General features: G+C 65.7%; 20 protein-coding genes and 1 tRNA gene. 11 read left to right on the forward strand and 10 right to left on the reverse strand.

Features of this window, described 5'->3' with window-relative positions:
* Nucleotides 1-22: 22 nt before the first annotated feature.
* The 4 genes from yegS to G4G71_RS20405 all read right to left on the reverse strand — a co-directional run bounded on the left by yegS (nucleotide 23) and on the right by G4G71_RS20405 (nucleotide 5,810).
* On the reverse strand, nucleotides 23-946 hold the full coding sequence (yegS, locus tag G4G71_RS20390) for a lipid kinase YegS (RefSeq protein WP_169939751.1): 924 nt from the start codon (nucleotides 944-946) through the stop codon (nucleotides 23-25).
* Between the two features lie 102 nt (nucleotides 947-1,048).
* Nucleotides 1,049-2,608 carry an FGGY-family carbohydrate kinase gene (locus tag G4G71_RS20395; protein ID WP_169939752.1) on the reverse strand — a complete coding sequence of 520 codons (1,560 nt, stop codon included), beginning with the start codon at nucleotides 2,606-2,608 and terminating at the stop codon, nucleotides 1,049-1,051.
* A gap of 24 nt (nucleotides 2,609-2,632) precedes the next feature.
* Nucleotides 2,633-4,210 (reverse strand): glycerol-3-phosphate dehydrogenase/oxidase, encoded by a 1,578-nt coding sequence (locus tag G4G71_RS20400; RefSeq protein WP_169939753.1) that lies wholly within the window; start codon nucleotides 4,208-4,210, stop codon nucleotides 2,633-2,635.
* A 4-nt stretch (nucleotides 4,211-4,214) separates the two neighbouring features.
* The gene (locus tag G4G71_RS20405; RefSeq protein WP_169939754.1) at nucleotides 4,215-5,810 is read right to left on the reverse strand and encodes an FAD-binding oxidoreductase; all 1,596 of its coding nucleotides are present in this window, start codon (nucleotides 5,808-5,810) and stop codon (nucleotides 4,215-4,217) included.
* Between the two features lie 157 nt (nucleotides 5,811-5,967).
* On the opposite strand from G4G71_RS20405, the gene gliR reads away from it, so the two are divergent.
* Nucleotides 5,968-6,996 (forward strand): AraC family transcriptional regulator GliR, encoded by a 1,029-nt coding sequence (gliR, locus tag G4G71_RS20410; protein ID WP_169939755.1) that lies wholly within the window; start codon nucleotides 5,968-5,970, stop codon nucleotides 6,994-6,996.
* A 157-nt stretch (nucleotides 6,997-7,153) separates the two neighbouring features.
* Here gliR and G4G71_RS20415 read toward each other — a convergent pair whose 3' ends face one another.
* Nucleotides 7,154-8,368, reverse strand: a complete 1,215-nt coding sequence (locus G4G71_RS20415; protein WP_169939756.1) for a molybdopterin molybdotransferase MoeA — start codon at nucleotides 8,366-8,368, stop codon at nucleotides 7,154-7,156.
* Entirely contained in the window at nucleotides 8,365-8,904 is a 540-nt protein-coding gene (moaB, locus tag G4G71_RS20420) for a molybdenum cofactor biosynthesis protein B (protein WP_169939757.1), read from the reverse strand. The genes G4G71_RS20415 and moaB overlap by 4 nt, the downstream gene beginning before the upstream one ends.
* Before the next feature lie 70 nt (nucleotides 8,905-8,974).
* On the opposite strand from moaB, the gene mobA reads away from it, so the two are divergent.
* From mobA to G4G71_RS20435, 3 genes are all read left to right on the forward strand, one after another.
* Nucleotides 8,975-9,562, forward strand: a complete 588-nt coding sequence (mobA, locus tag G4G71_RS20425) for a molybdenum cofactor guanylyltransferase MobA (protein ID WP_169939758.1) — start codon at nucleotides 8,975-8,977, stop codon at nucleotides 9,560-9,562.
* Between the two features lie 91 nt (nucleotides 9,563-9,653).
* The gene (locus tag G4G71_RS20430; RefSeq protein ID WP_017519306.1) at nucleotides 9,654-9,875 is read left to right on the forward strand and encodes a YgdI/YgdR family lipoprotein; all 222 of its coding nucleotides are present in this window, start codon (nucleotides 9,654-9,656) and stop codon (nucleotides 9,873-9,875) included.
* Between the two features lie 134 nt (nucleotides 9,876-10,009).
* Nucleotides 10,010-10,086: transfer RNA gene (locus G4G71_RS20435), tRNA-Pro, on the forward strand.
* 114 nt (nucleotides 10,087-10,200) lie between these two features.
* Here the strand turns inward: G4G71_RS20435 and G4G71_RS20440 are convergent.
* The 3 genes from G4G71_RS20440 to G4G71_RS20450 are packed head-to-tail and all read right to left on the reverse strand — an operon-like array spanning nucleotide 10,201 to nucleotide 11,954.
* Nucleotides 10,201-11,076 (reverse strand): NAD(P)-dependent oxidoreductase, encoded by an 876-nt coding sequence (locus tag G4G71_RS20440; RefSeq protein ID WP_169939759.1) that lies wholly within the window; start codon nucleotides 11,074-11,076, stop codon nucleotides 10,201-10,203.
* Nucleotides 11,077-11,128: 52 nt separating this feature from the next.
* Nucleotides 11,129-11,368 (reverse strand): glutaredoxin family protein, encoded by a 240-nt coding sequence (locus G4G71_RS20445; RefSeq protein WP_054910456.1) that lies wholly within the window; start codon nucleotides 11,366-11,368, stop codon nucleotides 11,129-11,131.
* A gap of 28 nt (nucleotides 11,369-11,396) precedes the next feature.
* Nucleotides 11,397-11,954: a TetR/AcrR family transcriptional regulator gene (locus G4G71_RS20450; RefSeq protein ID WP_169939761.1), complete on the reverse strand. Its 558-nt coding sequence runs from the start codon at nucleotides 11,952-11,954 to the stop codon at nucleotides 11,397-11,399.
* A gap of 177 nt (nucleotides 11,955-12,131) precedes the next feature.
* On the opposite strand from G4G71_RS20450, the gene G4G71_RS20455 reads away from it, so the two are divergent.
* From G4G71_RS20455 to G4G71_RS20465, 3 genes are all read left to right on the forward strand, one after another.
* On the forward strand, nucleotides 12,132-12,728 hold the full coding sequence (locus tag G4G71_RS20455; protein WP_169939762.1) for a glutathione S-transferase family protein: 597 nt from the start codon (nucleotides 12,132-12,134) through the stop codon (nucleotides 12,726-12,728).
* 60 nt (nucleotides 12,729-12,788) lie between these two features.
* Nucleotides 12,789-13,655 (forward strand): MBL fold metallo-hydrolase, encoded by an 867-nt coding sequence (locus tag G4G71_RS20460; protein WP_169939763.1) that lies wholly within the window; start codon nucleotides 12,789-12,791, stop codon nucleotides 13,653-13,655.
* 175 nt (nucleotides 13,656-13,830) lie between these two features.
* Nucleotides 13,831-15,102, forward strand: a complete 1,272-nt coding sequence (locus G4G71_RS20465) for an OprD family porin (protein ID WP_169939764.1) — start codon at nucleotides 13,831-13,833, stop codon at nucleotides 15,100-15,102.
* A 137-nt stretch (nucleotides 15,103-15,239) separates the two neighbouring features.
* Here the strand turns inward: G4G71_RS20465 and G4G71_RS20470 are convergent, their stop codons facing one another.
* A complete protein-coding gene (locus tag G4G71_RS20470) occupies nucleotides 15,240-16,448 on the reverse strand; it encodes an ammonium transporter (protein WP_169939765.1) in 1,209 nt (402 codons plus the stop codon).
* A gap of 404 nt (nucleotides 16,449-16,852) precedes the next feature.
* Between G4G71_RS20470 and G4G71_RS20475 the strand changes: the two genes are divergently transcribed.
* The 4 genes from G4G71_RS20475 to G4G71_RS20490 all read left to right on the forward strand — a co-directional run bounded on the left by G4G71_RS20475 (nucleotide 16,853) and on the right by G4G71_RS20490 (nucleotide 19,156).
* Entirely contained in the window at nucleotides 16,853-17,170 is a 318-nt protein-coding gene (locus G4G71_RS20475) for an ElaB/YgaM/YqjD family protein (RefSeq protein ID WP_045211754.1), read from the forward strand.
* A gap of 15 nt (nucleotides 17,171-17,185) precedes the next feature.
* On the forward strand, nucleotides 17,186-17,566 hold the full coding sequence (locus tag G4G71_RS20480) for a phage holin family protein (RefSeq protein ID WP_089285716.1): 381 nt from the start codon (nucleotides 17,186-17,188) through the stop codon (nucleotides 17,564-17,566).
* On the forward strand, nucleotides 17,563-17,907 hold the full coding sequence (locus G4G71_RS20485) for a hypothetical protein (RefSeq protein WP_169939766.1): 345 nt from the start codon (nucleotides 17,563-17,565) through the stop codon (nucleotides 17,905-17,907). The genes G4G71_RS20480 and G4G71_RS20485 overlap by 4 nt, the downstream gene beginning before the upstream one ends.
* Before the next feature lie 82 nt (nucleotides 17,908-17,989).
* The gene (locus G4G71_RS20490) at nucleotides 17,990-19,156 is read left to right on the forward strand and encodes an EAL domain-containing protein (RefSeq protein WP_169939767.1); all 1,167 of its coding nucleotides are present in this window, start codon (nucleotides 17,990-17,992) and stop codon (nucleotides 19,154-19,156) included.
* Nucleotides 19,157-19,167: the final 11 nt, after the last annotated feature.

Raw genomic sequence — 19,167 nt, forward strand, 5'->3', positions numbered from 1 at the left:
TGTCCGGTCCGGACCAGCGCGATCAGCCTTGTTCGGCAGCGAGCCGCCCAGTGGGCGAGAGCAGCGGCGAGTCTGCCGGCAGGTGCATGGCGAGCGCTGCCGGGCGCACCTCGAAACGCAGCTTGCGACCTTCCAGCGGCTCGCCGTCGAGATTGACATCCAGGCCCTCGCGGGCTTCCACCTCGACCCAGGGCAGGCGCGCCCGGACGAAGACGTCCTGGGTGCCGAACCCGCTGCTGCCCAGCAGCGCGCCCAGCGTACCGACCATGTCCTGCGGGGTAGGCAGGATGCTCACGTCCAGCAACCCGTCATCCGCCGTGGCCTGCGGGCAGAGCACATGTCCGCCGCCGGCCTGTCGGCCATTGCCGATGCCCAGGGCGAGGAATTCGCCCTCCCACTCGAAATCCGGCCCGGTAAAGCGCCCCTGGGCCGCATGGACTTCAGAAAAGCGCGTCAGACCGGTCAGCAGGTAGGCTGCGCCGCCGAGCAGCTTCTTCAAGTCTTCCGGGGTGTTGGCGGTGACCTTCGAACCGAAGCCACCCGTGGCCATGTTCAGGAAGAACTGCCCGTCGACCTCCCCCAGGTCGATGGGACGCGGCGGCACGTCCAGCAAGGCCAGCGCGGCCGCGGGCTCGAGCGGCACGCCGGCCGCGCGGGCGAAGTCGTTGGCGGTGCCCAGCGGCAGGATGGCCAGGCTGGCCTTGCCGCCGGCCTGGACCAGCGCCTCGGCGACGTCGCGCACGGTGCCGTCGCCACCGCCGGCGATCAGCGTGGTGTATCCCGCCGCCAAGCCCTCCTCCACCAGGCGCCTGGCGTCACCACTCTCCCAGGTCACCCGCACGTCCAAGGCACGCCCCGCTTCGCGCGTGGCCAGCACGGCGGCGCGCACTTCGTCGTTGGCGGCTTGCTTGCCGTGCAGGATCAGCAGGGCCCTGGGCTGGGTCATGGTCGGCTTCCTCGCGAGTAGTCCATTGAGCGTCAACTAATGGACCCAGAGTAGCGCGGGAAAATTTCCTCGCTTTTTATCACTGAATCAGGAATGGGCAGCTCAGGCCGGGTAGCCGGTGATCTCCCGAATGCTCTGGTACAGCGGCTTGAGCTGCTTGTACATGCGCTGGTAGACCTCGTTGTAGAGCCGCTCGTAGGTCCGCTGCGCCTCGGGGCGCGGGTGGAAGACGTCACCCACGCGGGTCATGGCGGCGATGGCGCTGGCGAAGTCCGGATAAAGCTTCAGCCCCACCGCGCAATCGATGGCCGCACCCAGGCCGGAAGCTTCGTAGACGTGCGGGCGCTCCGCCGGCAGGCCGAAGATGTCAGCGGTGAGCTGCATCGCTGCGTCGCTCTGCGAACCACCGCCAGCCACGCGCAGGCGCTGGATGCGGGTGCCGGAGCGCTTCTCGATGCGCTCCTTGCCCTGGCGCAGCGCGTAGGCAAGGCCTTCGAGGATGGCGCGGTAGATGTGCGCGCGGGTGTGCACGTCGCCGAAGCCAATGATCGAGCCCTTGGCCTCCAGGCCCGGCTCGCGGATGCCCGGCGTCCAGTAGGGTTGCAGCATCAGGCCCATGGAGCCGGCGGGCACGCTGTTGACCAGTTCGTCGAAGAGTTTCTCCGGTTCGATGCCCAGCTCCTCGGCACGCTGCATCTCGCGCAGGCCGAACTCGCGCTTGAACCAGCTGACCATCCAGAAGCCGCGGTAGATCATCACCTCGGTGTTGTAGTGATCGGGAATCGCCGCCGGGTACGGCGGGATCAGCGGGATGGTTTCCAGGTAGCGCGAACGAGTGGTGTTGATGGTCGCGGTGGTGCCGTAGGACAGGCACGCCACGGTCGGGTCGATGGCGCCCGCGCCGAGTACTTCGCAGGCCTTGTCGGCGCCAGCGGCGATCAGCGGCAGGCCTTCGGGAATACCCGTCAGGCGACTGGCCTCGGCGGTGATCTCGCCCAGTTTCTCACCGGGCTTGTACAGCTCCGGCAATTGCTCGGGGCGCACGTCGATCGCCTGCCACTTCCAGTCCCGCGGCGCGGCCCAGGCGAGCTTCTTGTAGTCGAACGGCAGGTAGGCAACGCTGCAGGCCACCGAGTCCACGTAGCGCCCGCACAGGCGCTGGGTGAGAAAGCCCGAGAGCAGCAGCAGCTTGTGGGTGCGCTGGTGGATGTCCGGCTGCTGCTGGGCCACCCAGTTCGCTTCGGCCTGGGTGCGGAAGTAGTCCACGGCGCCCTGCGCGCCCACCAGCTTGAACAGCCAACCCCAGGGCCCCTTGATCGGGTCGCCCAGCTCCGCGCGGCGCTGGTCCAGCCAGATGATCGCCGGGCGCAGGGCCTGGCCGGCTTCGTCGACATGGATCACCGTGCCGCGCTGGGTAGTCAGCGACACGCCACGGATGCGGCTGCGGTCGATGTCGACGCTGGCCCATAGGCGCTTGCACGCCTCTCCCAGCTGCTCCCAGTAATAGTCCGGGTGCTGCTCGGCCCAACCGGGCTGCGAGGAGAAATACGCTTCCAGCTCGACCTTGCCCTTACCCACCAGGTTGCCCTGGAGGTCGAAGAGCAGCGCGCGCACGCTCTGAGTGCCGTTGTCGATGGCCAGCAGATAGTTGTTGTTATTCATTGGGCTCTTGTCATGGAGACTCAGTCAGTGCGGAAGGCTGTAGCAGCGACGCCACAACGCCAGGTAGTCCTGTTCTTCGCGTTTCCAGCGCGCGTCGTCCCAGCCCAGGCGTGGCTGGCACAGCGCGCGAATTCTTGGCAGCTCGTGGGCGCCACCGTCGGCCAGGAGCAGGCCGATACGGGTGCGGCGCAGCAGCAGGTCATCCAGGTGCAGCACCAGTTCGCCTTCCGCCGCCCAGGCCAGCTCGGCCCAGAGTGAATCGGTGTGGCCGATGCATTCGCTGCCCACGGTTTTCAGTACCCGCGCCAGCTCCGGCAGCGCACGGCCATGGCGACCGCGCAGGCGGATTTGCTGGGGCGGGGTCAGACCCGGCAAGGCGATCAGTTCAACCGACTCGAAGACTTGCTCGCCAGCCGCTTCCAGCGGGCGCTCCAGCATTGGCGCACAGGCGGCGAGCACCTCCAGCGCCAACAGGCGGAAGGTGGTGAGCTTGCCGCCGGCCAGTGTCACGCAGCCGGGCTCGACCCACAGCGCATGCTCGCGCTTCTCGTCCGACGGCTTGAGCGACGGAGCACCATCACTGACCACCGGGCGCACGCCGGCCCAGGTGGAACGCACGTCACCGGCAGTGATCTGCGCGGACGGGAATTGCTGTGCGCAAGCCGCCAGCAGGTAATCCACTTCTTCGCGGCTGATGGCAGCGTCGTCGTCCAGCGTTTCGCGGTGATCGAGGTCGGTGGTGCCGACCACGGTCGCGCCTTCCCAGGGGAAGACAAAGACCGGACGCTTGTCCTGCCCGTGCATGAAGCTGAAGGCATGGGCGACAGGCAGGCGCCACGCCGGCAGCAGCAGGTGGCTGCCACGCAGCGGGCGGATGTGCTCGCTGCCATGCTTCTGCCGCAGCGCATCGGCCCAGGCGCCGGTGGCCAGCGCGACGGCGCGGCTGCGGAAGATGAAGCGTTCACCACTCTCGCTGTCCTCGGCGATCAGTCCCTGAACTCGACCGTCGCGGCGATCCAGTTCAATCACCTTCAAACCATTCAACGCTTCGCCGCCCTCGGCCCGTGCTTCGCCGAGTACGCGCATGACCAGGCGCGCGTCATCGGTCACTGCATCCTGGAAGCGGGTGCCGCCCAGCAGGCGATCTTCCTTCAGGCCCGGCGCCAGGTAGCGCAATTCCTCCAGGCGATGGAACAGATGGTTACGTCGCCCCGCCAGCGCGTCGTACAGCGACAGCAGGGTGCCGAACACCCGCGGGCCGGGGAAGCCGCCCTGGTAGTGCGGCATGATGAAGCTCAGCGGATCGACCAGCCCCGGTGCCTCACCCAGCAGGCGCTGGCGCTCGCGCACCGAGTCGCGGGTCAGGCCGAACTGGCCCTTGGCGATGTAGCGCAGGCCGCCGTGGACCATCTTCGAGGAGCGGCTGGAAGTGCCCCAGGCGAAATCGCGCTGCTCGACCAGCAGGCAGCGCCAACCGCGCCGTGCCGCTTCGCGCAGGATGCCGGCGCCGGTGATGCCGCCGCCGACCACGATCAGGTCCCAGTCGCGCGCCGCCAGCTCCGGCAGCGCCTGCGCGCGCCAGGCTGCGTTCCAGGCAGGCATGGGCTCAGTCCTGCAACAGGGTGCCGGGGTTCAGCCGGCCGGACGGATCGAAATGCCTGGCCAGCGACTTGATCGCCGCCATGCCCAGCGGGCCCTTCTCCACCGGCAGGTAGGGCGCGTGATCCTTGCCCACGCCGTGCTGGTGGCTGATGGTGCCGCGGTTCTGGGCGATGGTCTGGCTGGCGGCATGCTTGAGCTTGCGCCAGCGCTCGTGTGTCTCCGCATAGCTGCCAGCCGGGCGGAACACGTAGGTGGTGTAGATGCTCGAACCCTCACCGTAGACGTGCGACAGGTGGGTGAACACATGCACACGCTCGCCCTCGGCGGCCAGGCCTTCGCGCAGGCTGGCTTCGATGCGGTTCAGCAGGTTGTCGACGTTGGACCAGTCGGTAGCGGTTTCCAGGGTGTCGACTACGTAGCCGTTCTCCCACAGCGCCTCGCGCAGGTAGGGGAAGCGGAAACGGTTCTGCGCCCACTTCTTGCCCAGCAGGGTGCCGGTGAATACGCCACCGAAGCCCTTCAGAAGCCGCCGCGCGGCGCGCAGCGAAGTCGCGTTCTGCGCGCGATCACCGGTGACGCCGAAGGTCAGCATGCACTTGCCCTCGGCCGCGCCGCGCAGCTTCAGGTAGCGCTCCAGCCAGGCGATCTGCCCCGGATGGCCGGCCAGGGCCAATTGAGTCGTGGTCTCGATGGCATTGGACAGGCGCAGCATGGACAGCGGCACGCGCGCCTGCACCAGGGTGCGGATACCTTCCAGCGCCTGCTCCCATGAAGGCAGGAACACCGCGTAGAAGCGCTCATCGTCGGCGATGCGCGTGACCCGTACCCTCACCGACGAGAGAATGCCGAAGCGGCCTTCGGAACCCATCACCACCTCGCGCAGGTCAGGGCCTGCGGAGGATGCCGGGAAGGTCGGGATCTCAAGACTTCCCGCGAAGGTTTCCAGGGTGCCGCCAGCGAACAACTGCTCGATGCGACCGTAGCGCAGCGATTGCTGGCCACTGGAGCGGCTGGCAACCCAGCCACCGAGGGTGGAAAGCTCCCAGGACTGAGGGAAGTGACCCAGGGTATAGCCACGGGCGCGCAGCTGGCTTTCCACCTGCGGGCCGTTGGCGCCGGGGCCGAAGGTGGCGATCAGGCTCTGCTCGTCCAGCTCCAGCAGGCGGTTCATGTGCTCCAGGGAAACGGTGAGCACCGCCTTGTCGGACGCCGGCGGGTTGATGTGGCCGGCCACCGAGGTGCCGCCGCCGTACGGGATCACCAGGCAGTCCCAGATCTCGGCGAACTTCAGCAGCTCGCGGATCTGCTCGGCAGTCTGCGGGTAGGCCACGCCATCGGGGAACACGCCGAACTCGCCTTCGCGCATCGCCAGCCAGTCCGGCAGGCTCTGGCCTCGGGCGTGCAGCAGGCGGTCGCGGGCTTCGCGCACCACCAGCGGATGCTCGGGCAGGCGCGAGGCCGGCACCTTGGCCAGTACCTGCTCCAGCGAGGCGTCCGGGAGCGTCAGGCCAGGGCCAACCAGCTCGGCGAGAAAACCGCGTCCGTTGTCGGGCAGTTCCACTACCGTCGTTTCTTCACCCCAGCCGTTCCAGCGTCGCATGCCCGCTCCTTTTCAATAGGGTCTTTGTCTGCAATTTCGATTGCTATTTCGGTGCCGCTTGATGGCTGCCTATACTAGCCAGCCGCCCTGCCCTGTCACTGTCGGATCAAGACAGGCGCAGTTGCCGATCGAGACACCCAGAACAAGAACTCACGCCATGCATTCCCTCGGCTACACATCCGTCCCTGCACTGCTGAAGTACCTGCGCCACGCCGAGTCTCTCGGTATGGACCTGGACGTCGCCCTCAAGGCCGCGGGCCTGGAGCGTTCGCAACTGAGCGACAACAGCCAGCGCCTGCCCAGCGAGGCCCACGAGCGCCTGCTGCAGCACCTGTGCGCGCATTCCGGCGACCCGCTGTTCGGTCTGCACTCCGCACGCTTCGTGCAGCCAGGCTCGTGGAGCGTGCTGGGCTACATCACCATGAACTGCGCCAACCTGGGCGAAGCCATGGGCCGCATCATTCCCTACGAGAAGCTGGTCGGCGACATGGGCGTCAGCCGCCTGGAACCGGGTGCGGATCACATCAAGCTGATCTGGAACTGCCGCCACGAGGCCGTGCAGATCCGTCGGCACATGGTGGAGAACGTGCTGGCGTCCTGGCTGCTCTACGCGCGCTGGATCGCCGACACCAATGGTTCACCGCAGGAAGTCTGGTTCGAACACGCGCAGCCCGAGGGCGCCGACGTCGCCGAATACGGGCAGTTGTTCGGCTGCCCGGTGCGTTTCGAGCAACCCTTCAGCGCCCTGCTGGTGCCCCTGCAGTTGCTCAGCTACCCGTTGCGCCAGGCCGACGCCAATCTGCTGCGCACCCTGGAAGAGCACGCCCTGGCGCTGATGGCCGAGCTGGACGACGACGAGCCGCTGCCGCTGCGGGTGAAGAACGCCCTGCGCCTGCTGCTCAAGGATGGCCTGCCGCGCAAGGAGCGCGTCGCCGAGCGCTTTGAGATGACCGTGCGAACCCTGCAACGCCACCTGCAGCAAGCCGGTACCAGCTACCAGCAGATCCTCGACGAACTGCGCCAGGAACTGGCCGAGCACTACCTGGTGCACAGCGACCTGCCGATCCAGGACATCGCCCAGTACCTGGGCTTCACCGAGTCACGCTCGTTCCACCGCAGCTTCAAGGGCTGGACGGACCAGACGCCGGGCGAGTATCGCCAGCAGCATAAAAAAACGCCGGTCTGAGACCGGCGTTTTTCATGGAGCGGGCGTCACCCCTTGCGCGTACTGGGCGGGCCTGTTTTGCGTAGGAGCGGACTCCGTCCGCGATCGACTGATCCACACGCCGGGCTCATCCACAGAGCGGTCGACAGGACATCTCGGACGGAGTCCGCTCCCACGTTCAGTCGAGGAGTTCACTGAACGGAATGAAGGTCAGCCAATCACCCTCGGCCACCGTCGCCCCTTCGCGTACCTCCGCCAACCCTTCCGCCCAGGCCGCACTGCGCAGCACGCCGGAACTCTGGTTGGCATAGGGCACCGCCCGGCCACCCTCCAGACGCGCGCGCAGGTATTCGCGGCGATTGCCCGGCTTGGTCCAGCTGAACCCGGCGGGCACCTGCAGGCGCAGCGGCTCGACCTTCTGCATGCCGAGGCGGCGCATCAGGTAAGGCCGCGCGAGCAGGGCGAAAGTCACCAGGGTAGATGCAGGGTTACCCGGCAGTCCGATCACCGGCACGCCTTGGTAGTGGCCGACGGTCAGCGGCTTGCCCGGCTTGATGGCCAGCTTCCACAGCGCCAGTTCGCCCGCTTCGCGCAGGGCCGCACCGAGGAAGTCCGCCTCGCCGACGGACACGCCACCAGTGGAGAGAATCAAGTCCACCTTCGACAGCCCGGCCAGTGCGGCGCGGGTGCATTCGAGGTCATCGGGCAGGATGCCGGCGTCCACCACGTCGCAACCGAAGCGCAGCAACCAGGTGCGCAACAGATGGCGGTTGCTGTTGTAGATCTGCCCCAGCGCCAGCGGCTGGCCCGGTTCGACCAGTTCATCGCCGGTGGACAGCAGCGCAACGCGCGGACGGCGGCGCACCTTCAGTTCGGCATGACCCAACGAGGCGGCGAGGCCGATTTCGATCGGCCCAAGGCGCGTGCCGGCTGGGAGCACACAGTCGCCCTTGCGGGTTTCCTGGCCCTGCGGGCGCACGTGCTGGCCGACCTTGAGCGCTTCGAGGAAGCGTACGCGACCGTCCGCAAGCACTTCGACGTTTTCCTGCATCTCGACGCAATCGGCGCCTTCAGGCACCGGCGCGCCGGTGAAGATGCGCACGCAGGTGCCCGGTTGCAGCGGTTCACCGGCCTGACCGGCGAATATCTTCTGGCTTACCGGCAGTGCTTCGCCCCGCCAGTCGGCCAGGCGCAGCGCGTAGCCGTCCATGGCACTGTTCGGCCAGGGCGGCAGGTCCAGGCCGGCCAGCAGCGGCTCGGCCAGCACGCGGCCGTCGGCGTCGGCCAACGGCAGGGTTTCGTACTCGGAGATCGGAGACTGTTCGGCCAGCGCCAACAGGCGCGCCAGTGCGTCCTCGACCGGCAGCAGGCCGGGCTTGTCGCAGCAGCTCATCCGCGGCTCTCGCAGGGCGCCGCCTTCTTCAGGTGCGGCACGAAGTTGCAGGGACGATGACTGGCGTCCAGTTGCTCGCCGAGGATGCCATCCCAGGCAGTGCGGCAGGCGTTGGTGGAGCCCGGCAGGCAGCAGACCAGGGTGCCGTTGGACAGACCCGCCAGCGCGCGGGACTGCACGGTGGAGGTGCCGATGTCGGCCACGGAAATCTGCCGGAACAGCTCGCCGAAACCGTCCACCACCTTGTCCAGCAGGCAGGTCACGGCTTCCGGGGTGCTGTCGCGGCCGGTGAAGCCGGTACCGCCAGTGATCAGCACGACCTGCACCTCGTCCTCGGCGATCCAGGTCGCGACCTGGGCGCGGATGCGATAGAGGTCATCCTTGAGCAGTACGCGAGCGGCGAGGTTGTGGCCGGCGGCCTTCAGGCGGTCGACAAAGAGCTGGCCGGAGGTGTCGCTTTCCAGGGTGCGGGTGTCGCTGACGGTAAGGACGGCGATGTTCAGCGGGACGAATGGCTGCTCGGCCTTGTGGCTCATGATGAGGGCCCTTGCTTGTGAGGTTGGAATGCGCGGTGTTATATCACAGGCCCGCCCTGGAGACCCTGACATGCCACAAGCCCCGCTACCCCGCTGTTCCGTCCTGATTCTCGCCGGAGGACGCGGCCAGCGCATGGGTGGCCAGGACAAAGGCCTGCTGGACTGGCAGGGCAAGCCGCTGGTGAGCTACGCCGCTGCCCTCGCCCGACCGTACAGCGACGACCTGATCATTTCCTGCAACCGCAACGCGGACGTTTACACGGGCTACGCCGACCGCCTGGTGCAGGACGACAGTCCGGACTTCCCCGGCCCGCTGGCCGGCATTCGCGCAGGCCTCGTTGCGGCGCGGCACTCGCACCTGCTGGTGCTGCCCTGCGATGCGCCGCTGCTGGACGCCGAGCTGCTGGAGCGCCTGCTGCGCGCATCGACTGAAGCACCGGACGTCGTGCACATGCTGCGCTGCGGCACGCAGTGGGAGCCGCTGTTCAGCATCATTCCGGTGGCGATGCGCGAACTGATAGAACAGGCTTGGCACCAGGGCGACCGCAGCCCGCGCCATGTGTTCTCGAACCTGGGGTTGCAGGCAGTGGATTGCCCGGCGAACGACCCGCGGCTGGCCAATCTCAACACGCCAGAGCTGCTCTATCACGCACGATAGCGACGTATTCGAAAATTTTCCGGGAACTATGCCAAGAAGCACCCTGTCAGACTTTTCGTACCTTTATGTTCGCTCATCAGGAGATTCACTAATGAACAAACGGATGCTTCCCGCCTTCCTGCTCGCCCTGGGCTTCGGAGTGCTCGCTGGTTGCTCCACTCCGTCGGTCATCACCCTGAACGATGGTCGCGAGATTCAGTCGGTCGACAAACCCAAGTACGACGAAGAATCCGGCTTCTATGAGTTCGAACAGCTGGATGGCAAAACCGCCCGCGTGAACAAGGATCAGGTACGGACCGTCAAGGACCTCTGATTCTCCCGGCGGTGAAAACGCCCCGCAGCCCCTGACCGGTCTGCGGGGCGTTCGCGTTTTACCGGGGGGCGAAAAATATTTTTCGCTAACCCCTTGTGCGTCAAAAGTTTTTCGGTAGAATGCGCGCCATCAAACGGAGCGTAGCGCAGCTTGGTAGCGCGTCTCGTTCGGGACGAGAAGGTCGCTGGTTCGAATCCAGTCGCTCCGACCAAATCCCGAAAAACCCGCCTGACGGCGGGTTTTTTATTGCCTGCGATTTTTCATGCAGATCAATCTTCAGGCACAAAAAAGCCCGTCCAGCCGGACGGGCTTTTTCATGGGCGAATCAGAGCTGCCCGGACTTGCGCAGCGCCACCTGCGATAGCGCGCTCCAGTCCAGATCGCCATCGCCGTGGGCAATGGCTTCCAGCAGGTTGTCACGCAGGACGCTGGCGAACGGCAGCGGCACGCGCTGCTCCTGCCCGGCCGACAGCGCCAGCCCCACATCCTTGAGGCCCAGCACCAGGCGGAACGCCGCCGGATCGAAGCGCTGCTCGGCGATCAGGGCGCCGTAGTTGCGGTACACCGGCGCGTTGAACAGCGTGTTGCCCATGATCTCCATGAACTCACCCGGCGCCACCCCGTAGGTCTTCACCAGCGCAGTACTCTCCCCCATCGCCTCGATGGCGCTGGCAATCATGAAATTGCCGGCGATTTTCACCGCAACGGCGCGCAAAGGGTCGTCGCCCAGCGGCCAGGTCTTCTGTCCCAGCACATCGAGGACCGGCTGCGCCTTGGCGATAGCCGCCTCGGGGCCGGCGACCAGGATGTTCAGCTTGCCGGCGGCGGCGACGTCGGTGCGACCAAACACCGGCGCAGCAACGAACTCGACGCCCTGTTCACGGTGCAGCTCCACCAACTCGGTGACAAGGGCGGTGGACAGCGTAGCCATGCTCAGGTGCACCAGCCCGGCCTTGGCCGAGGCCAGGGCGCCGCTGTCCAGCAGCACGGCACGGGTGGAGGTGTCGTCGGCCAGCATGGAAATCACCAGCTCGACGTCGAAAGCCTGCACAGGCGTGGTCGCGGCAACGGCACCCAGCGCCACCAGGGGCTCGGCAGCAGCTGGCGAACGGTTCCAGACGACGACCTGGTGGCCGGCCTTGATGAGGTTTGCAGCCATGGCAGCACCCATGCCGCCCAATCCGAGAAATCCGATCTTCATTGCAATGCGCCTCGCATCAGTTGATTGAGGAGAGGAAAAGCCGCCAAAGGCATCAGCGGCGGAGGAAAGTGGCGACCTGTTCGGCGTCGAAGGGCCAGTTCAGCTCGGCGCCGGAATCGCAGCGGCGCAGCACGGGAATGCTCAAGCCATATTGCTCGACCCATTCCTCGCGATCGGCGATGTCCACCAGCTCGACCAGCAGGCCGTGTTCGACAAAGGGCATCAGCACGGCTTCGGCCACTTCGCAGAGATGGCAGCCGAGGGTGCCGAAGAGTTGGCATTCCGGGGGCATGTGAGACTTCAGGGTTGGCGGCATGGGTTCAGACTCCGGCGTGCTTGAGCAAGGTATCGGCCATGGCGCGGGCTTCTCGCCCTTGCTGCGCCGGGCCCTGCATATGCGCCATCACCAGCACGCCCTCGAGCAGGTATTGCAGTTGGCGGGCCAGAGCCTCCGGCTCCGCAGCACCAAGGCGCATCAATTGGGCTGCGAAGAAGCGGCCGAGGAAAGCCTTGTGCTCAGCGGCCTGCTGGTGGATGGGGTGTTCGCGGTTGTGGAATTCGCCCGCGGCGTGGATGAAGGCGCAGCCGCAGAAGTCCGGGCTGTCGAGCACCTCCTGCAGGCCGTCGAAGATCGCCAGGATCGACTCGCGCGGCGCGAGGATGCGTACGGCCACCTCCATACGCTCGACCATGCGGGCGTGGCGCTCCTCCAGCGCCGCCATGATCAGGTCGTCCTTGGACTTGAAATGCTTGTAAAGCGTCATCTTCGCCACGCCCGACTCGGCAAGGATGCGGTCGATCCCGGTGGCGTGGTAGCCCTCGCGGTAAAACAGGTCCTGGGCGGTGGTGAGCAGCAGCTCGCGTTTGCTGGATGCCATGGCATTACCTCCTGACCGGACATTATGCGCGAGGCGCGGCGCCCATGGGGAGCCGGAGCGTTGCAGGGAGCGGCCGCGCAGGTGCCGATGGGTGACGGTCATTTCGCTTGAACTATACAGACCTGTCTGTCTAATATCTATGCCGTCGTCCCCACAACAATGCACAGGGCTCTCGCCATGAAACTCCACGACGTCGCGCTTTCCGGTAACTGCTACAAGGTTCGTCTGTTCCTCGGGCTCATCGGCCACAAGGCTGAGCTGGTGCCGGTGGACCTGCAGGGCGGCGCGCACAAGCGCCCGGCCTTCCTGGCGATCAATCCGCGTGGCCAGGTGCCAGCGCTGGAAGACGGCGAACTCCGCCTGGGCGACTCCCACGCCATCCTGGCCTACCTCGCACGGCAGTACGGCGAGCCGCACTGGTCCCCCCAGGACGCCATGACTCAGGGGCGAATCGCCAACTGGCTGAGCTTCTCGGCCAACGAGGTGCAGCACGGCCTGGCCCTGGCACGGGTGATCCAGCTGTTCAAGCGCCCCGGCGACCTGGCCACGGCGCAGGCCAAGGGCCGCCATGCGCTGGAACTGCTGGACGCGACGCTGGCCGACCACCGCTGGCTGGCGCAGACGGAGAAGCCGAGCATCGCCGACATTGCCGTCTACCCCTACGTCGCCCTGGCGCCGGAAGGCGGGCTCGAGCCATCCGGCTATCCCTATGTGCAGGACTGGCTGGCCCGCGTGCGCGCCCTGGCCGGCTACGTCGCACAGCCCGCCCTCTGAATCTGCGCGCCGCCCCGAACCTGGCGGCGCCCTTCTCCGCTCCACGAAAAGGAAAGTTCGATGCGTCTGCCATCCCTGCTGCTGGCCGGGCTGTTCGCCCTCGCCTGCCTGAACAGCCAGGCCGCCGACCTGCGCTTCTCGCTGATCCGCACGTCCGGCGTAACCACCCTGGATGCATTCACCGTGGCCGGCGGCGACTGGACACAGAAGGTCCCGCTCAACCACACCGCAGTATTGATCCAGCACCACGCCGCGACCCTGCTGTTCGATACCGGGCTGGGCAGCCAGGCGGACGCGCAGTTCAAGCAGGACATGCCCTGGTGGGACAAGCCGCTGTTCCAGTACGAAGGCCTGAAACCGGCGCGCGAGCAGTTGCAGGGCAGCGGCATCCGCATCGACCGGATCATTCTCTCCCATGCCCACTGGGATCACGCCTCCGGCCTGTCCGACTTCCCGGATGTGCCGGTCTGGGCGACCTACGAGGAAATCAACTACGCCCACATCGCCCAGCCTCCGGCGGTATTCCCGAGCCAGTTCCGCCATCCGGTGAAATGGGTACCGTTCCAGTTCGAATCCGGCCCCTTCCTGGCCTACGACCGCAGCCTCGACCTGTTCGGCGACGGCAGCCTGGTGCTGGTACCGATGCACGGCCATACCCCCGGCGCGGTCGGCCTGTTCATCACCCTCGACGACGGTCGGCGCTTCTTCTTCAGCGGCGATACTACCTGGCGCCTGTCCGGCTTCACCGGCCCCCGCGAGAAATTCTGGGTCAGCCGCAGACTGGTAGACAGCAACCGCGAGCAGACCCTGGCCGAAGTGGCCCGCGTCCACGAATTGATGCTTGCCTATCCAATGCTGACCGTGGTGCCCGCCCACGACGCTCAGGTGCAGGACAAACTCGGCTACTACCCCCACTGGATTCAGTGAAAGCCACGCCAGCCGCCGCTCAGCGCTTCAATAGCCAGCTCACTAATCAGCGACTAAGGTCTAAGAGTCGTCAACATTCGGTAATGATTTAGTAGGTAGGCTGTAACAGATCGACATGCCGGCCCGATCCACCGGTATCACCGAACTGCCCCAAGCGCTCGAGGAGACAATAACAATGAGCAAGACCCCGATCGCCCGTGCCGTGGCTTTGTCCACGCTGGGTACCAGCTTTATCCTTCCGACACTCGCCCACGCTGACTTCATCAAGGACAGCAAAGCCACCGTCGAACTGCGCAACTTCTACTTCAACCGCGACTTCCGCCAGGACAGCCCGGCCCCTGCCCAGAACAAGGCCGAGGAATGGGCCCAGGGCTTCATCCTCAAATACGAATCCGGCTACACCGACGGCACCATCGGCGTCGGCGTCGATGCCCTGGGCACCCTGGGCCTGAAACTCGATTCCTCGCCTGACCGCAGCGGTACCGGCCTGCTGCAGCGCTCGCGCAGCGATGGCCGCGCCGAAGACAGCTACGGCGACCTGGGCATCACCGCCAAGCTGCGCGCGTCCAAGAGCACCCTGAAGGCCGGCACCCTGCTGCCGAAGATGCCGGTGGTGCAGTACAACGACACCCGCCTGCTGCCGCAGACCTTCAGCGGCTTCGCCCTGAACTCCGCGGAACTCGACGGCCTGACCGTCGATGGCGGCCGCCTCTACCAGGTGAACCAGCGCGACTCCTCCGACTACGAGGACATGACCATCACCGGTGGCGGCAAGCGCAACATCAAGCTGGGCGATGCCACCACGAGCAACAAGTTCCTGTTCGGCGGCCTCACCTACAAGTGGACCGACAGCCTCAGCACCAGCTACCACTACGGCGGCCTGGAAGACATCTACAAGCAGCACTACCTGGGCCTGATCCACGTATTGCCGATCGCCGACAAGCAGTCGCTGAAGTCCGACATCCGCTGGGCCAAGTCCGATGACGACGGCGGCAGCAACGTCGACAACAAGGCGCTCAACGCCATGTTCACCTATGCCCTGGGCTACCACGCCTTCGGCCTCGGTTACCAGAAGATGAGCGGCGACACCGGCTTCGCCTACATCAACGGTACCGACCCCTACCTGGTGAACTACATCCAGATCGGCGACTTCGCCAACAAGGACGAGAAATCCTGGCAGGCGCGCTACGACTACAACTTCGCCGGCCTCGGCATCCCCGGCCTGACCTTCATGACTCGCTACGTGAAGGGCGACAACATCGACCTGATCACCACCGACGGCGAAGGCAAGGAATGGGAACGCGACACCGACATCGCCTACGTCTTCCAGGACGGCCCGCTGAAGAACCTGGGCGTGAAGTGGCGTAACGCGACCATGCGCACCAACTACACCAACGATTACGACGAAAACCGTCTGATCGTCAGCTACACCATGCCGCTCTGGTAACCCTAGCGGCATGACGAAAAGCCCGGCAGATGCCGGGCTTTTTCTTGCTCTTTTGTAGGAGCTAGCTTGCTCGCGAACCTCTCTACCGCCACTCCGGCGCGAAGCGTTCGCGAGCAAGCTAGCTCCTACAATCTCCTTCAGTCCTGGCTGAGCGCCCCGATCTTGTGGATCGACAGGTCGGCACCGTAGTACTCCTCCTCCTTCGTCAGGCGAATCCCCACTGCCGACTTCACCAGGCCGTACACCAGCAGACCACCGGCGAAGGCCACGACGACTCCCAGCAATGTGCCGATCGCCTGGCTGGCAAGACTCACACCGCCCAAGCCGCCGAGCGCCTGCTGCCCGAAGATCCCGCAGGCGATGCCGCCCCAGGCGCCGCACAAACCGTGCAGCGGCCAGACACCGAGCACGTCGTCGATCTTCCAGCGCACCTGGGTCGCGGTAAATGCCCAGACGAACAGCGCGCCCGCCACCATCCCAGTGGCCAGGGCGCCTATGGGGTGCATCAGGTCGGAACCGGCACAGACTGCGACCAGCCCGGCCAGCGGGCCGTTGTGCAGGAAGCCCGGATCGTTGCGGCCAACCAGCAGCGACGCCACCGTGCCGCCGACCATCGCCAGCAGTGAGTTCACCGCCACCAGGCCGCTGGCGCCGGCCAGCGACTGAGCGCTCATCACGTTGAAGCCGAACCAGCCAACGATGAGAATCCAGGAGCCCGCCGCCAGGAATGGAATGTTCGACGGCGCGAAGGCCACCAGGCGCCCTTCGCGATAACGGCCGTTGCGCTGCCCCAGCAGGACCACCGCCGCCAGCGCCAGCCAGCCGCCAAAGGCGTGCACCACCACGGAACCGGCAAAATCATGGAAGGCCGCACCGAACTCGGCCTTGAGCCAGTCCTGGAAGCCGAAGTTGCCGTTCCAGATCAACCCTTCGAAGAAGGGATAGACGAAGGCGACGATCAGCGCGGTCGCCATCAGCTGCGGGCCGAACTTTGCCCGCTCGGCGATGCCGCCCGAGATGATCGCGGGAATCGCTGCAGCGAAGGTCAGCAGGAAAAAGAACTTCACCAGCGCGTAGCCGTTTTCGTGCGTCAGCTGCGCCGCCGGCTGTAGAAAGGTCACGCCATAGGCGATCCAGTAGCCGACGAAGAAGTAGGCCAGGGCAGAAATAGCGAAGTCCGAGAGAATTTTCGACAACGCATTGACCTGGTTCTTCAGGCGCACCGTGCCAACTTCCAGGAAGGCGAAGCCCGCATGCATGGCCAGCACCATGACCGCGCCCATCAGGAGGAACAGTGTGTTGGAGCCGTGGACCAGCGTGTCTACGGCACTATTGAGGTTTTCCATCGCTACAGGCAGCCCCGGAGGTCAAGGGGAAAGCACCAAAACAGCTCGCGGCGACCCCGCGCCGCACCACACTGAAGCAGTGATGCACCGCAGAAGAGCCGAGCGCTGAACCAGATTGGCCCACAGGCCATCCGACCAGCTTCGCAATTTCCTGTACTTCCTTATGTTTTTCAGTGATTTGAGCTCAGTTTCCGCGCCGTTCAAGGCACCGGAAACGCCCCGCCGTGGGGCGCTCGGCTCTCCATGCGCACCAGAGAAATGCAAGCGTCATACCACCCGCCAGACCATCAACAGCTAGGCTTCATCTCGCACGCAAGAGCGGCCCCGTGGTGAATTTATGAGAAACTTTCCTCCGCCCCCGGGGCTCGAAAACTAGGAACCTCAACCCGCACAAGGAGCATCACATGCCTCGCAAGACCGCAGTGAACGCCGCCAAGGATGAACTCCTGGCCGAATTCCAAGCCCTCGTCAGCGACACCGAGAAACTCCTGCAGAGCTCTGCCGACCTGGCCGGCGCCGAAGCCGACCAGATGCGCGCGCAGATCCACGAGAGCCTCAAGCGTGCCCGCGATGCCATCTACTCCACCAAGGACTCCGTGCGCGACCAGGGCAAGGCCGCCGTGGACGCCACCGAAGACTACGTCGGTGATCACCCCTGGCAGGCCGTGGGTATCGCCGCCGGTGTCGGCTTCCTCCTCGGCTTGCTGGTCAGCCGGCGCTGACCGATGAGCGACGGAATGGACGCCGGGCCGAAGTCCTCGGCCAACTCTCCTTCCCTGCGGCGCTTCGGCGCCGCAGCCCTCGGGCTGCTGCACGGCCACGTCGAACTGTTGGGCATCGAGCTGCAGGAGCAGAAGACCCGTACCGTGCAGATGCTCCTGATGGCCGGCCTCGCACTGGTCTTCGCCTTGCTCCTGCTGGTTGCGCTGTCGGTGCTGGTGTTGATTGTCTTCTGGGACAGCTATCGCCTGCAGGCCGCCATCGGCCTGTGCCTCTTCTATGTCGGCGGCAGCCTGCTCTGCGCTTGGCGCCTGCACCTGTTGGTCACCGACGAAGGCTCGCCCTTCAGTGCCACCCTCGATGAACTGGCCCGCGACCGGGAGCGCCTGTTGCCATGAGCGAAATGCCGGACGCCCGCAACCTGACCCGGGCCGAACTGCGCAAGGCCATCGTCCGTCTGCGCCTGGAAATGCAACGCCAGCAGCTTCGTCAGGAAGGTGAATTGCTGCTGCAACCCCTGAAACAGGCTCGCCATGTCGGCCAGAGCTTACGCGGTGGCCTGGGCAGCAATATCCCGCTGTGGGGCGCCGGCGGCGCCGCAGCCCTGGCACTGCTGTTCGGCCGCAAGCGCCGCTGGATACGGCTGCTGCGCCTGGGGATCGCCCTGGCGCCAGTCATCCTGCAGATGCGCAGGAAGCCCGACCATCAGGACCCTCCCGCGCCGTCGACGCACCTCTGACGTCCATACTGGCCACATTCTTGCAAAGTGACATGGAGCAGCGCTCCAGCGCTTTCCTGTCACGCCACTAAGGATGTGTCCCTTGATCGACGGGCAACCCATCGCCTGCTTCCAGCCCTTCATCGACACCGCGACCGGCCTGATCGCCGGTGTCGAGGCGCTGGGGCGGTTGCGCCAGGACAACGGTGACCTGCAATCGGTCGGCCCGCTGTTCTTCAACCCGCGAGTCGGCCTCGCCGAACTGCGCCGCCTCGACCGGCAGATCCGCGATGCCGCCCTCGCCCGCATCCATGAGGCGCCCAAGGACTGGTTCCTCAGCCTGAACATCTCGCCGCGCTGGATCAGCCGCCTGCGCCCGAACCAGCCACTGCCCAGCCTCAAGCAACTGCAACAGCAGGGCGTACCGCCCGAACGCGTGGTCTTCGAGATCACCGAGCTGGGCGGTGCCCACCAGCGTCTGCCCGAAGTGGTGGCGCGCTATCGCGACGCCGGTGCGCGCATTGCCATCGACGACTTCGGTGCCGGTTACTCGCAGTTGGATCGCGTGCTGGCGCTGCAACCGGACATTCTCAAGCTGGACATGCGCCTGTTCCAGGAGGCAGCACGCGGCGGCCCCAGCGGCGAGGTAGTCAAAGCCCTGGCGCAGATGGCCGAGAAGACCGGCTGCTGGATCATCGCCGAAGGCGTGGAAACCGAAGAGGAAATGGACTTCGCCCTGGAGTGCGGTGCGCGCTATGTGCAGGGCTACCTGTTCGCCAAGCCTGCGTTGGAGTTTCCCGCCAGCGACGCCTTCCGCGATGCCTTTGCCCAGCGCCGCGACCACTACGTGATTCGCAAGCTGCAGGAGCGCGCCAACCTCATCCAGCTGCGGCAACAACTCTCCGAGCTGATGAACATGCTGCGCCCCTGGGCCGAAGGCGGCGCCATGCTCAGCAGCCTGCCACCGGCGCCGGAGTCCTTCAGCCGCCTGCTGCGCATCTACCAGTGCGACCGCCACGGCACCCAGACCTCGCCAAACCTTGAGTGGAACGGCCTGTTCTGGAAGGAAAACCGCCGCTACCTGGGACACAACTGGTCCTGGCGCCCGTACTTCTACCAACTGCTCGCAGAGGGCTGGGAAGAACGCCGCCTGACACTGTCCAACACCTACCGCGACGCCACCACCAACCAATACTGCATGACTGCCGGGCAATTCATCGACCAGGGCCGACGGCTTCTACTCATCGACATCGACGCCGAAGGTCTCTAGCGCCACGATTG

The sequence above is a fragment of the Pseudomonas multiresinivorans genome, from assembly GCF_012971725.1.
GTDB lineage: Bacteria > Pseudomonadota > Gammaproteobacteria > Pseudomonadales > Pseudomonadaceae > Pseudomonas > Pseudomonas multiresinivorans.